The following is a 14,504-nucleotide window of genomic DNA, read 5'->3' as shown; positions in this document are numbered from 1 at the left end:
GCCCATGGTTCCGCTGCGAAGGGTTGTGAAGGTCGTCAACGGGGGAACCCCGCCTCCGAATCCGGAAAACTGGGGAGGCCCAGTACCCTGGGCGACACCCGCCGACTTTGGTGACACGCTATCGAAGGTCGACTCGACCCGGCGCACCCTAACCACTCACGGGGCTCGAATTGGATCAACCATCGTACCGCCGGGCAGCATACTCCTTTCCACCCGGGCACCCATCGGGCACGTGGCAATTACCAATACTGCAATGGCCTTCAATCAAGGCTGCCGCGCCCTAGTTCCCTGCGGTGAGATTGAGTCAAGATTTCTTGGATATCAACTCGAAGCACTACGGGAAGACCTCAAGGCCAGGGGACTCGGAACCACGTTTCTGGAGGTATCCTCTGATTCTCTTGCAGCAATGCCCATCACAGTACCAAGCCTTGCGGACCAGCATCGAATCGCCGACTTCCTCGACGCCGAAACCTCCCGCCTTGATCGCATGCAGGTACGAACGGTTGAGCAGCGATCACTCTTGTCCGAGATCTCCAAAGAGGCAATCCGTCTCGCAACGACTACAGACAACGGCAAGACGCGAAGCTCGGGCGTCCCATGGATGCCGGAGGTAAATGAACAGTGGAAAATTATCAAGCTGAGCCACGCCTTCAGAACGGGAAGCGGCACAACCCCCAGATCCGACCAGCCTGAATACTTTAGCGGACCACACCCATGGGTTAATAGCGCAGATATCAACGACGGCGAGATCAACCGATGCGAGAAGTCGGTGAGCGACAAAGCGCTAGCAGAATTCCCTGCCCTTAAAATCTACCCAGCAGGGTCGCTCGTTGTTGCACTTTATGGGCAGGGAGCAACCAAAGGCAAGGTTGGGGTTCTACGGATTTCTGCCTGCTTGAATCAAGCATGCTGCGCTTTGACGCCCGTTGGGCCGATCACTGCAGAGTTTGCTGCCTACTGGTTCAAAGCGCACAAGCAGGGAATTGTTGGTCTCGCACTCGGGGCGGGGCAGCCCAACCTGAGTCAAGAACTCATCAGACAGCTCCGCATCCCGGCACCCAGCATTGAAAGACAGCGTCGGATCATTGCAGAATTGCAGAAACTTGAGGCGGAGATAAACGTCAAATCGACCCTACTTCACGCAAGAGAAAGACTACTCGGCGAACGCCGGACCGCGCTGATCACCGCTGCTGTCACTGGCCAGATTGACGTCTCTACCGCTAGCAGACGAGGAGTCGAGGACTGAGCTTGCCGTTGGAGCTGCGCAACCCCGTCCCCTCGCTATCAGATGGAAATCAGGTCACGGGCGTCCTGGCGGAACTGACGGACGGCGGGCGTGCGCTGATACGGGGCAAGGGCTCCAACCAGGTTGCGGACGTGCTTGATGCACCTGGCGGAGTTGACCTGCCCGGTGAGGGTCTGCACGGCCTGGCCGCCGAGGGCAAGCGCCTTGTCCAGCTCGGGATGCTCCTGCTGGACATAGGTGGTGGCGAGCAGCGCGTTGCGTAGCGCACCTTCCCGCGTGTAATCGTTGCCCTGTAGCCGCAGCGCGGTCCTCAGGTGGTCACGCGCACGGGGCCAGTCCTCCAGCTTGACGTAGCAGTAGCCGGCCTGGGCGTTCGCCTGCGCCTCGTTGATCCAGTAGGACCAGTCGGGGTCGCCGTGCTCCGGTCGGCTGTCCGTGAGCCTGCCAAACGCGTTGTCCAGCGCCCGACGGGTGTCGGTCACCGATCGGTTGTTGGCGTACGCCTCGGCAGCCCGTAGATCGAGAATCGCTGCCACCTTCGGACTCGTGGCCGGGTAGCTGGCCCGCGCGGTCTCAGCGAGGGTCACCGACTGGCGAAGCTGACCGAGGTCCTTGGCCTGACAGGACATGAAGCCGAGGATGTTCGCCCCGAGCCCACGGTCGGCGGCGGCGTTGGCCTGGTAGAGGCCCGCGATCCAGAAACGTTGCGCCTGGGTGTGGTGGCCATTGTCGAACGACAGCCAGCCCGCAAGGCGCAACAACTCACCGGCGGTGGCGTGGAGGCGTCGGCCGACGCTGTCGGTGTAACTACGCTCGCGTAAAGCCTCAACCACCGTGCTCAGATGTTGGCGGACCAAGCCCAGGGTCTGGCCGCTACCTAGATGGTCATCCATTCGTCGCAGGCTGGCTGTCACCGCGTCCAAGTGATCGACAACCTCGCCGGACAGCGGGCGACCGGTGGTCGATGCGACGTCCTTTGCCTGTGGGGCAATCAGCCACTCGTGCGCTGGTGCCGTCACGGCGGTGCCGATCAGGGTCAGGAACATTCGTCGATGCATCATTCCCTCAGATTCGTTCACAACCTCGGCTGCGTGCAATGCCCCGGCTGAGGACCAAGGCAGGTCGAGCCCGACAGAGGCAGGCGCCGCCTCGAAGCCGTCATCCGGCCAGCCCAGCTCATCGAAGCTGATCTCGCGCTGCAACTGTTCGGAAAGAACAGCCGTGACCAGAGCTGGCCACGGGCTGCGGGGAACATCGCCCTTCTTCCACTTGTAGGGCGTCTTGAGGTGCAAACGCTCGGCACGCCCGTGCCGTTCGGCGCACTCGTTGAGGCGTCGAGCGAGCTGCTCCGGCTGCCAGCCCACCTCGGCCAGCAACCGACCGATCGCCTCTCCGCTTGACTCCACCCACCGACTCCCTCATGCGTAGCGACTCCTGCACGGAAAGTACCGAAACCATCCATGATCAGGTGTCCCGGCACCGGTCCGCACCAATAGGCACTCCGCGCACCTGGGTTCTCCATGGCCTTGGCGAGGTCAACTGAACCCGTCACGCCGATCTTTGTCAGCCAGTCCAGAAGGTTGGGGGTGCTCGTGGTGTCCGTGGTTGTGTCGATCGTGTTCGGGGGCCTGGTGCCGGGGTTCCTGCTCGGGTTGCTCGCGTTTCGGGTCAAGTCGCGGTGGTGTCCGCGCTGCGGGGAGTCCACCTTGGCCATGGGGCCGGAGCGGGAGCGATGACCCGGCCCGGCGGTCGCAGGGGCAACGAGCCGCCGATCGGGCGGCGGGTGGCCGAGCTTCGGGCCAACCGGGGCATGAGCCAGCAGGTCTTCGCCGACCGGATCGGCAAGTCGAAGAGCTGGGTGGACAAGGTCGAGCGCGGCGTCCGTACCCTTGATCGGTTCTCGGTTATCGAGACGGTGGCCGCGACCCTCGGGGTCGCCCCGACCGTTTTGCTCGGTGTCAAGGCCCAGCGACGACCGGCCGCCGGCACCGACGTCGGCAGCGCCGTGGAGCGGGTACGCGAGGTGTTGGCGCGCTACGACGTACCCCGGCTCGGCAGCGACGATCAGCCGACGTCGTCGCTGCGTCAGCTTGCCGACCAGGTGGGGTACGCCTGGACGGCTTACCGCAGCGGCCACCACGTCCAGGTGTTGCGGATGCTGCCCGACCTGCTCGACGACAGCCGACGGGCCTGCCGGGTCCGGTCGGAAGAGACCGGTGCCGCCGATCTGCTGGTGCGGATGTACCGGCTCGCCGCCCAGGTGCTGGTCAAGCTCGGCGAGGCCGACCTGGCCTGGCTGGCGGTCGACCGGGCGATGAGCGCCGCCGCCGACGATCCACGGCGGGCCGGGCTCGCGGCGGTCTCCCTCGCCCAGGCACTCCGGACGCTGCGGCGGGGCAGGCTGGCGATGGGCGCAGCCGCAGCCGCCGTACACCGGCTGGACCTCGTGCCGTCCCGGACCTGCCTGCCTGAGCAGCCCACGCTGACGGGAACGCTGCTGACCGAGGCTGCTCTGGCCGCCGCCGCGTGCGGGGCCGTCGCCGCCGCTGCCGAGTTCACCGAGCGGGCGGCCCAGCTCGCCGCCACCCACGGCGAAGGGCACCACGACGAACACGACGGAATCACGTTCGGCCCCACCACCGTCGAGCTCACCCGCGCCCTGACCGCCATGCGCTTCGGCGACCACTATCGGGCCGTCACCGCCCACCGGCTGGCCACCGGCGGCGACGCCTGGCACCGACTTCCCGCCGAACACCGGGCCGCCCACCTCATCGACATCACCCGCGCCCACCTCGACCTCGGCGATTACCAGGCCGCCGGCCACGCCCTGGTGGCCGCCGACGGCATCGCCCCCGCCGAGGTCCGCCTCCGCCCCGCTGCCCACGCCGCGCTGACCGCCGTGCTCCGCGCCGGACCCACCGCCGCCGACGTGGCCCGTCTGGCCGCCGCTATCGGCCTGACCCGACAGTGACCGCCGTGCTGCTGTCGCGGACTGATCGGATATCTGACTCGCCGGGGCGTGCTCTCCCCGACCGGGCGTGACGTCGGCGGCACTGAGCTGCGCCGATGCGGTCCGCCACTCCTCCCGTCACGTGAAGTGATCTCTGGTCAGCCCGACAGACCGACCAGGACAGCTACGATGGGTGACGCATGCCGGCCAAGATCAGCTTCTCGCCCGATCTCGGCGCTTCCCGCCGCGTGTGATGGGCTCAGCCCGGCAACGGGGCATTTCCGTCCACCGTGCTGACAAGGTGGCGAGGCCGGACCCCGGAGGCGGCATGCTGCGATGACGGTGAAGATCGGCAGTGAGGTAGTCGGATGAGCGGAACGCCCGCGGCCCCTGGTGCGTCGTCCTACGAGACGACCCCGAAGACCCAGGTCCAACAGGTCCGCAGTGCCCTGCTGCGGGAGTTCGACGGGCTGATCGACGTCGAGGATCTCGCCAACAAGTCGGCAGTCGATCGCGAGCAGGCATTCCTGTCGAGGGCCCTGGCCGCCCTGACGGTCCGCGACCTGACGGGCTGCGACTCGGCCGCCGCCGCCGACGCCGTCATCGACGGCCGGGACGACATCGGCATCGATGCGGTGGCCATCGACAAGAACGCGTCCCACCTCTGGCTGGTCCAGTCCAAGTGGAGCGACAGCGGCAGAGGGAAGTTCGTCGTCGGCGACGCACTCAAGTTCATCGAGGGCCTTCGGCACATCGACGGACGGCAGTTCGACAGGTTCAACGCCCGGTTCCAGAACATCGCGGACCAGGTGGTCGCCGTGCTCAGCAACCGGGGCTCGAAGATCACCCTGGTACCGACCGTGATGCGGACCGAACCACTCGCGGCCGACGTCCTCCAGCGGCTCTCCGACGCCCAGGAAGAGTTCAACCAGTTCGGCAACATGCTCAGCCGACGCGTCTACCTGGCCCGCGACATCTGGGAGGTGGTCCGCAACGACTTCACCGAGCCGCCCATCGCGCTGACCGCCAGGATGCACGACTGGATCAGGGTCGTCGAACCGTACGAGGCGTTCCAGGGAATCGTCTCGGTCGCCGACATCGCCGAATGGTACGAGGCCCACGAAGACCGCCTCTTCGCCCGCAACATCCGCAAGCCGCTCGGCATCACGCAGGTCAATCAGGGTCTGATCGACACGTTGACCGTCGACCCGCACAACTTCTGGTTCTTCAACAACGGGATCACGGTCCTCTGCGACACGGTGAATCCCGAGTACTTCCAGCGGGCGGCGAAGCGGTCGCCGGTCACCCTCCAGCTGGACGGGGCCAGCGTGGTGAACGGTGCACAGACCGTCCACGCGATCCACCGGGCGTTCCGGAAGGCTCCCGAGGCCGTCGCCGACGGTTACGTGACCGTCCGGGTCATCTCGCTCAAGAACTGCCCACCGGACTTCGCCGACGCGGTGACCACCGCGACGAACACGCAGAACCGGGTCGAGCGGCGGGACTTCGTCGCCCTCGACCCGGTGCAGCGGCGCATCAAACAGGACTTCCTCCTCTCGCTTCAAAAGGCGTACACGCTCAAGCGCGGTGAGCCGGAGCCCGCATCCGAGAGCGGATGCTCGGTGGAGGTCGCCGCCACCGCGCTGGCCTGCGCGCACCGGAACACCGACCTCGCGGTCCGGGCCAAGCTCGGCGCGGAACTGCTGTGGGAGGAGGGAACCCAGGGCGCCTACCACCTGTTGTTCAACGCCCAGGATCAACCTTCCGCCTACCAGATCTGGCGCAGCGTCCTCATCCTGCGGGAGGTCGACGCCACGCTCCACCGCACCGCGAAGAACCGGCAGGCACGGGCCGAAGCGATAGTGGAGCGCGGAAACCGGCTGATCGCACACATCGTCTTCCAATACCTCGACCTCGACGGCATCGACGAGCCCGACACCGACTGGGACGCGGTCCTGGGCCAGGTGCCACAGGCGGTCGATCGGGCCGTCGACTGGCTCGTTCATCACGTCGATGCCGAGTTCAAGAAGCAGCTGGTGTCCAAAACGCTCACCGAACCCGAGCCCTGCCGCACTCTCGTGGGCCTGGTCCTGAGAGACCTGCGCAGCGGCGCCCCGGTCCCTGAGCTGCCGGCGGAATACCGCCCGGTGCGCAACGTCCCGAGGCAGCGTCGGCGCAACGCCGTACCCACCCTGGTCGATGCCAACCGGCTCGCCGAGGGCACGCCGCTGACGTTCCGGGCGATCAGCCAGGCCGAGCGGGAAGCGATGGCCGACTGGCTCGCCGCCGACCCGAGTCGCGGGGCCGCGACGTGGGTCAACCAACGGGTACGACCGATTCTCTGGGCCGCCGACGGGAAACGCTACTCGCCCTCTGGACTGGTGCAGAAAATGTGGCAGTTGGCCGAGTGGGGCAAGGCACCGGTCGCCGCCCAGGGGCCCGCCCGGTGGTGCGTCGCGGAGGGGCAGTCCCTGTGGAGGCTTGCCCTGGATACCCGCAACGACGGTGACCTCGGCGAGGGGGACGAGGAAGGATGAGCGCCGCGCACCACGAGTCGAAGTTCGGTGACGCGATCGTCGCCGCCCTGCTCGCCGCCGGGTGGGAGATCGGCGAACCGGCCGACTACCGCCCCGACCTCGGCCTGGACACCGGGCGGCTCTTCGCCTTCATCGGCGCGACCCAGGCTGCCGAGTGGGAGGACCTGGTCACCTTCTACGGCGGGGACCGGGACGCCGCACAGCGCGGCTTCGTCAAGCGCCTCGACCAGGCCATCGCCACCGACGGGCTGCTCGACGTGCTGCGCAAGGGCGTGAAGGATCACGGCGTACGCATCCGGGTCGCGTACTTCAAGCCGTCGTTCGTGGAGTCGGACGAGATCCTCGCCGACTACCAGCGCAACCGGTTGACAGTCGTGCGGGAGTTGGCGTACGCCACCAAGCAGTCCGACCGGGGCAACCGGCTGGATCTGACCCTGTTCCTCAACGGCATCCCGGTGGCCACCGCGGAGCTCAAGAACCCGCTGACCGGCTCGGGAGTCGAGCACGCCAAGGGGCAGTACCGGCTCGAGCGGGATCCGACCGAGCTGATCTTCTCCCGCCGGGTGATCGCCAACTTCGCCGTCGACCCCGACCGGGTCTTCGTCACCACCCGGCTGCGCGGCAAGCCGACCCGGTTCCTGCCCTTCGACACCGGCTCGGAAGGCCCGGGTCGGCCGGGCGGCAAGGGCAACCCGCCGGCCACCGAGTACGGGAAGTACGCCACCTCCTACCTGTGGGAGGAGATCTGGCAGCCGGACAACTGGCTCGACCTGCTGGAGCGCTTCGTCCACCTGCACCGGGAGAAGGGTGCGGACGGGCGTACCCGAAAGTCCTTGATCTTTCCGCGTTACCACCAGTGGCATGCCGTCAGGAAGCTCGCGGCGCACGCGGCACGGCACGGGGCCGGGCACAACTACCTGATCATGGCCTCGGCGGGGTCAGGGAAGTCGAACACCATCGCCTGGCTCAGCCACCGCCTCTCGTCGCTGCACACGAGCCGCGACGTGGCCGAGCTGGACCCCGACGCGGTGCGGGCTGGCCTGCAGCCTGGCTCGCCCGTCTTCGACAAGATCATCATCATCACCGACCGCCGGAACCTCGACTCCCAGCTCCGCGCGACGGTCGGCAGCTTCGAGCAGACCGCCGGAATCGTGGTCCCGATCGACGACGCCCAGGGGGCGAAGTCGGAGCGACTCGCCAGGGCGCTGTCCCGCGAGACCGGCAAGATCGTCACCGTGACGCTGCACACCTTTCCGGCGCTACGCGACTACCTCAAGCAGAACCCGACCGAGATCCAGGGCCGACGGTTCGCCATCGTCATCGACGAGGCGCACTCGTCCCAGTCCGGCGACGCGGCCGGCTCCGTCCGTGAGGTGCTCCGCGACCTGGGCCTGGACCCCGACTCCGGAGATCCGGGCGCGACCAGCGCCGTCGCACCGGTGGACACCAGGGCCAAGCTGAAGGCCAAGGCACAGCAGCGGCAACGGGCCGCCAACCTCTCCTACTTCGCGTTCACCGCCACGCCGAAGCACAAGACCCTGCTGGACTTCGGCACGCTCGGCACGGACGGGAAGTTCCACCCGTTCCACACCTACTCGATGCGGCAGGCCATCGAGGAGGGCTTCATCCTCGACCCGCTGCGCAACTACGTCACCTACGGCACCTACTGGAAGCTCGTCAACGGCAACCCCGACGAGCGGAAGGTCGACCGGGCCAAGGCGAACCCCCTGCTGGCCCGGTACGCGCTGACCCACGACTCGACGGTCGCCCAGCACGCGCAGGTGATCGTCGAGCACTTCCGCACGCACACCGCCGGCCGGCTCGGCCGCCGGGCCAAGGCCATAGTGGTCACCGCGGGCCGACCGCAGGCCGTGCAGATGGCCCGGTCGATCAAGAAGCACATCGGCGACCTCGGGTACGCCGACCCGGGCGTCCTGGTGGCCTTCTCCGGCACCCTCACCTACGACGGCGACGAGATCACCGAGGCGAAGGAGAACGGCGGACTGCCCGAGAGCGCCCTACCGAAGGCGTTCGCCTACACGCGCGCCGACGACAAGGCCGGCGGGGCCGGGCAGCGCGAGTACCGGATCCTGGTGGTCGCCGAGAAGTACCAGACCGGCTTCGACCAGCCGCTGCTCACCACGATGTACGTCAACAAGACGCTGACCGGCATCGCCGCCGTGCAGACCCTGTCCCGGCTCAACCGCACCACCGACACCAAGAGCCAGTCCGACCTGGCGGTGCTGGACTTCGTCAACGACGCCGAGGACATCAGGGAGGCCTTCCGCCCGTACTTCGAGGAAGCCGCCACCCTGCCCTCGGACCCCAACCTGCTCTACACCGCCCAGAGCCGGGTCATGTCCGCCGATCTCCTCGTCGACGAGGAGATGCTCGCCTTCGCTGCGGCCTGGCTGGCCGCCGACGAGCAGGCCGCCGGCAACCCGGCCACGTGGACGAAGCTGCACGCCGAGCTGTACCGGCACCTGGACCCGGCCGTCACCCGTTTCACCGCGTTGCTCGACAGCGACGACGAGGACGACCAGGCCACGGCCGAGACCTTCCGCGCCGACCTGAACGACTACGTCCGCAAGTACAGCTTCCTCTCCGGCATCGTTCCGTACACCGACGACGAGCTGGAGGGCCTCTACCTGTACGGGCGGCACCTGCTCAACCGGCTGCCCCGCGGTGCGGACGGCGGCGTGGACATCGGCGAGGTGGACCTCAGCCATCTCCGGGTGGAGATGACCGGCGAGCACGACGTCAGCCTCGTCCCGGAGGGGCCGGCCGACATGAAAGGCTTCGGCGACGGATCCGGCGGTGCCAGGGAGTCGGAGAAGTCGCTGCTCTCGGAGCTCATCGACAGGTTCAACGCCAGGTACGGCACGGAGTTCACCGAGCAGGACGTCGTCAAGCCCTTCCACGAGGCGCTCGCCGACCCGAAGGTGCGGCTGGCCGCCGTCGCCAACGACGAAGAGAACTTCGGCCACGTCTTCGACCCGGTCTTCGAGGACAAGATGATGGACCACTTCGACAGCACCGCCGACCTGGGACGCAAGTACTTCGACCCGCAGCAGAACTTCCGCAGCTCGCTCAACCGCAGCGCCCGTAGCGCCGCCTGGCGGCTGATCCGCCGGCAGGAGGGGGTCGTCGACGATGACGCGGCCTGACCGACGGTCGGGGCGGAGACGGGGGTAGCCGTGCGGGCGGAGCCGATCGCCGGTCGGTACGAACGGGTCGAGGAGATCGGCTCCGGCGGCATGGGACGGGTCTGGCGCGGCTACGACAGCGTCCTCGACCGCGAGGTCGCCATCAAACTCATCCACCCCGCCGCCGTCCACACCCCCGAGCAGGCCGAAGAGCTGGCCAAGCGGTTCCGCCGCGAGGCCCGCGTCACCGCGCGCATCCAGCACCACGGCGTGCCCCAGGTGTACGACGCGGTCCTCGACCGGCCCTACGACCGACTCTACCTGGTGATGGAGTACGTCCGCGGCACCGCACTGCGGGCCTTCGTCGACCCGCGGAAGCCGCTACCGGTGACCTGGGCCGCCGCGATCGTCGCGCAGATCTGCACCGTGCTCTCCCACGCCCATGCCATCCCCGTCGTGCACCGTGACCTCAAACCCGAGAACGTCCTGGTCACCGCCGACGGGGCGGTCAGGCTTCTCGACTTCGGCATCGCCGCCATCCTGCGCACCGACGTCACCCGGTTCACGGCGGCCGGCAGCGTCCTCGGCACCCACCACTACATGCCGCCCGAGCAGATCCAGAACGCGCGGATCACCCCGCAGAGCGACCTGTACGCCCTCGGCTGCGTCCTGCACGAACTCCTCGCCGGGCGACCGGTCTTCGCCGGCGGCAGCGACTTCGAGCTGTGGCACCAGCACGTCACCAAGCCGCCACCACCGCTGCGGACGCTCCGCGCCGACGTGCCCGCGCCAATCGAGGAGCTCGTCCTCGAACTGCTGGCCAAGACCCCCGAGGACCGGCCGGCGGACGCCTACGGGGTCTACGAGCGGCTGCTGCCCTTCCTGCCCCTGCCCGGGACGGCACCCCCCGCCGCCGAGGCTGCGCCCGGCGCCATGCCCGACCCGACGCTGGTGTACCGCCGGCCCAACGCGCCACGCCGCCGACCCGAGCCGGCGGCTCCCACGCCGCGCGGTGCGACGTCGACCGCCCACCCGGCGGCGATCCTGCGGACCGGCGTCCGGGAGGCGATCAAGGCGGCCGTCGCGGAGTCCGACGATCTGCTGGACGACGAACGCTTCGCCCAGGCGGCGGAGGTGCTCGATCGAGTGATCGGTCCCGCCAGCGCGGCGCTCGGTGCCGAAAGCCCCCGGGTGCTGGCACTGCGCTCACGACGAGCCGCCATCCTCGTCATCGGCGGGGACTTCCGGCGTGCGCTGCCGGAGTTCGACGCCCTCGCCACCGCGTACGCCCGCACCGCCGGCCCCACCGGCGAGGACGCGGTGGAATGCCTCCGGCAGGCGGCCCACTGCCGGGCGGAGCTCGGCCAGGCCACCACGGCCCTGCGCCAGTTCCGGCAGGTGCTGCGGCACGTACGCGCCGCCTCGGGTGACGCCTCCCCCACCGCCCTCGACCTACGCCGCAACATCGGCATGCTGCTGCTCTCCGAAGGGAAGGCCGCAGAGGCTGCGGCGGAGCTACAGCCACTGCACGACGACCTCTGTGTCGTCTACGGCCCGGGGCATGAGGAGACCCGGGAAGTCGCCGACGCGCTCGCCCGGCTCCGGTTCACCGGCGGCGGGTGACAGGGACGGCACTCCCCGGGAGCTTCCCCTCCTGAGCTGCCGAAACAGTCCCTCGTCAGTCCTTGAGGAGCTGCCTCGCCATGACGATCCGCTGGACCTGGTTGGTGCCCTCGTAGATTTGGGTGATCTTGGCGTCGCGCATCATGCGTTCGACCGGGTAGTCACGGGTGTAGCCGTAGCCGCCGAGGAGTTGCACCGCGTCGGTGGTGATCTCCATCGCCGCGTCGGAGGCGAAACACTTCGCCGCCGCCCCGAAGTACGTCAGGTCGGCGTCGCCGCGTTCGGACTTCCCCGCCGCCGTGTAGGTCAACTGCCGGGCCGCCTCCAGCTTCATGCCCATGTCGGCGAGCATGAACTGGATGCCCTGGAACTCCGCCACGGCCTTGCCGAACTGCTTACGCTCCCGCACGTACCCCTTGGCGTAGTCCAGCGCGCCCTGGGCAATGCCGACGGCCTGCGCGGCGATGGTGACCCGGGTGTGGTCCAGGGTCCGCATCGCGGTGCCGAAACCCGTCCCCGGCTCGCCGATGATCCGGTCGGCGGGGATGCGGACGTTGTCGAGGTAGACCTCCCGGGTCGGGGAGCCCTTGATACCGAGCTTCTTCTCCGGAGCGCCGAAGCTGACCCCCGGGTCGGACTTCTCCACCACGAACGCGGAGATGCCCCGGGAGCGGGCCGCCGGGTCGGTCGCCGCGAACACGGTGTAGAACTCCGACACCCCCGCATTGGTGATCCACCGCTTCACACCGTTGAGCACCCAGTGATCACCGTCACGCACCGCCCGGGTCGTCATCGACGCCGCGTCACTGCCGGCCTCCGGCTCCGACAGGCAGTACGAGAACATCGCCTCCCCGGCCGCCACCGGCGGCAGGTACCGCCGCTTCAACTCCTCCGACCCGGCCAGGATCAGCGGCATCGTGCCCAGCTTGTTCACCGCCGGGATCAGCGACGACGAGGCGCAGGCGCGGGCCACCTCCTCAATCACGATCGCGGTGGCCAGGGCGTCCGCGCCCGCACCGCCGTACTCCTCGGGGATGTGCGGGGCGTGGAAGTCGGCGGCCCGCAGCGCGTCGTACGACGCCCGGGGGAACTCACCGGTCTCGTCGGCCTCGGCCGCGTACGGGGTCACCTTCGCGGCACAGACCTCACGAACCGCCGCACGGATCGCGTCGTGCTCCTCGGGCAACCGGTAGACGTCGAACGTCTGTTCTGCGGCCATGTCGGCCCTCCCCTTTCACCGCTATCATGCGCAGTCTGTGACGTCCGGAGGCCGCCGACTGCCGCAGGATGAAGGATAGCCATCGTGACCCCTGTCCACGTTACCGGCGGGTAGTATCACCGCCGGGCGGGTCTCGGAAGCGCACAACTACGCTGACAGGACGACAGGTTTTCCATCGGTGCCCGGCCAGGCGCCGCAGCCGATTGCGACGCAGTGAAGCGCCGCCAGTGCGAGCGGAGAAGACAGGCGTGACGATCCCCTACCCCACCATCCAGCCGGCGCCGACAGTCTCCCCCGTGACGCCCCCGTCGGGTGCCCCGCGCCCCCGGGTCACCTTCCTGGGCACCGGCTACCTCGGCGCGACGTACGCCATCTGCTACGCCGAGCTGGGGTACGAGGTCCTCGGCTTCGACGTCGACGCCGACAAGATCGCCAAGCTGAACGCGGGCGAGGTGCCGATCCACGAGCCGGGCCTCGACGAGCTGCTCCGGCGCAACCTGGCCGCCGGCCGGCTGCGGTTCTCGACCGACATCGCCGAGACCGCCGCCTTCGGCGACGTGCACTTCATCTGCGTCGGCACCCCGCAGCGGGCCGACGGCATGGGCGCCGACCTGTCGTACGTCGAGGCGTCGGTGACCGCCCTGGCCCAGCAGCTCACCCGCAAGGCGCTGATCGTCGGCAAGTCCACCGTGCCGGTCGGCACCGCCGAGTGGGTGGAGCAGCTCGTCGGCAAGCACACCCCGGACGACCTGGGCGTCGAGGTGGCCTGGAGCCCCGAGTTCCTCCAGGAGGGCTTCGCCGTCGACGACGTGCTGCGCCCCAACCGGATCGTGGTCGGCGTCAAGAGCGAGTGGGCCAACGCCATGCTCTACGCCGCCCACAAGGGCGTCTTCGACCTGGCCGCCACCGAGGACCGGGAGGTCCCGCTGGTGGTCACCGACTTCGCCACCGCCGAGCTGGTCAAGGTCGCCGCGAACGCCTTCCTGGCCACCAAGATCTCGTTCATCAACGCGATGGCCGAGGTCTGCGAGGCCAGCGGCGGCGACGTCACCCAGCTCGCCCGCGCCATCGGCTACGACCCGCGGATCGGCAACCGGTTCCTCCAGGCCGGTCTCGGCTTCGGCGGCGCGTGCCTGCCCAAGGACATCCGCGCTTTCCAGGCCCGCGCCCAGGAGCTGGGTGCCGGCGAGGCGCTGCGGTTCCTGCACGAGGTGGACCTGATCAACCTGCGCCGTCGGACCCGGGTCCTCCAGCTCGCCGCCGACCTGCTCGGCCGCCGCTCCGGCCCGGCCGGCCCGGACTTCTCCGGCACCCGGATCGCGGTGCTCGGCGCGACCTTCAAACCCAACACCGACGACGTCCGCGACGCCCCGGCGCTCGCGGTCGCCGCGCTGCTCGCCAAGGCCGGCGCCGACGTGCACGTGTACGACCCGCAGGGCACCGAGAACGCCCGCCGGGTCGCCCCCGAGCTGTGCTACGAGCCCAGCATCAACGACGCGGTGTCCGGTGCCGACCTGGTCTGCGTGCTCACCGAGTGGGCCGACTTCCGCAACGCCGACCCGGTCGTCCTCGGTGAACTGGCCGCCGGTCGCAAGGTCGTCGACGGCCGCAACTGCCTCGACGCGACACTGTGGACCCAGGCCGGCTGGGAGTACCGGGGGATGGGCCGCCCCTGACGTCGGTCACGACGCGCCGGTACGGGGCGATGCTCCCCGCACCGGCGCGTTTTTGTGCCCCCAACGGAGTGGCAGGTGTCGAAATCCGCGCCCGCTCAGGGCATGCT

8 protein-coding genes are annotated in these 14,504 nt (G+C 68.6%); 6 read left to right on the top strand and 2 right to left on the bottom strand.

All coding sequences use genetic code 11. The features are described from left to right. Nucleotides 1-4 precede the first annotated feature (4 nt). A complete protein-coding gene (locus O7625_RS12425) occupies nt 5-1,246 on the top strand; it encodes a restriction endonuclease subunit S (RefSeq protein WP_282346926.1) in 1,242 nt (413 codons plus the stop codon). Nucleotides 1,247-1,284: 38 nt separating this feature from the next. Here O7625_RS12425 and O7625_RS12420 read toward each other — a convergent pair whose 3' ends face one another. Continuing rightward, nucleotides 1,285-2,652 (bottom strand): hypothetical protein, encoded by a 1,368-nt coding sequence (locus O7625_RS12420; protein WP_282345986.1) that lies wholly within the window; start codon nt 2,650-2,652, stop codon nt 1,285-1,287. Nucleotides 2,653-2,978: 326 nt separating this feature from the next. Between O7625_RS12420 and O7625_RS12415 the strand changes: the two genes are divergently transcribed. From O7625_RS12415 to O7625_RS12400, 4 genes are all read left to right on the top strand, one after another. Beyond that, the gene (locus tag O7625_RS12415) at nt 2,979-4,217 is read left to right on the top strand and encodes a helix-turn-helix domain-containing protein (protein WP_282345985.1); all 1,239 of its coding nucleotides are present in this window, start codon (nt 2,979-2,981) and stop codon (nt 4,215-4,217) included. Nucleotides 4,218-4,564: 347 nt separating this feature from the next. Then, complete coding sequence (locus O7625_RS12410) at nt 4,565-6,733, top strand: AIPR family protein (RefSeq protein ID WP_282345984.1); 2,169 nt, start codon at nt 4,565-4,567, stop codon at nt 6,731-6,733. Further along, nucleotides 6,730-9,900, top strand: coding sequence for a DEAD/DEAH box helicase family protein (locus O7625_RS12405; protein WP_282345983.1), 3,171 nt, complete (start codon nt 6,730-6,732; stop codon nt 9,898-9,900). Before O7625_RS12410 ends, O7625_RS12405 begins: the two co-directional genes overlap by 4 nt. A gap of 30 nt (nt 9,901-9,930) precedes the next feature. Then, nucleotides 9,931-11,502: a serine/threonine-protein kinase gene (locus tag O7625_RS12400; protein WP_282345981.1), complete on the top strand. Its 1,572-nt coding sequence runs from the start codon at nt 9,931-9,933 to the stop codon at nt 11,500-11,502. A gap of 55 nt (nt 11,503-11,557) precedes the next feature. Here O7625_RS12400 and O7625_RS12395 read toward each other — a convergent pair whose 3' ends face one another. Further along, on the bottom strand, nt 11,558-12,721 hold the full coding sequence (locus tag O7625_RS12395) for an acyl-CoA dehydrogenase family protein (protein ID WP_282345979.1): 1,164 nt from the start codon (nt 12,719-12,721) through the stop codon (nt 11,558-11,560). Nucleotides 12,722-12,969: 248 nt separating this feature from the next. Between O7625_RS12395 and O7625_RS12390 the strand changes: the two genes are divergently transcribed. After that, nucleotides 12,970-14,397 carry a UDP-glucose/GDP-mannose dehydrogenase family protein gene (locus O7625_RS12390; RefSeq protein WP_282345976.1) on the top strand — a complete coding sequence of 476 codons (1,428 nt, stop codon included), beginning with the start codon at nt 12,970-12,972 and terminating at the stop codon, nt 14,395-14,397. Nucleotides 14,398-14,504 lie beyond the last annotated feature (107 nt).

The organism is Micromonospora sp. WMMD714 (assembly GCF_029581315.1).
GTDB classification, from domain to species: domain Bacteria; phylum Actinomycetota; class Actinomycetes; order Mycobacteriales; family Micromonosporaceae; genus Micromonospora; species Micromonospora rifamycinica.
This window is presented reverse-complemented; position numbering and strand designations above follow the sequence as displayed.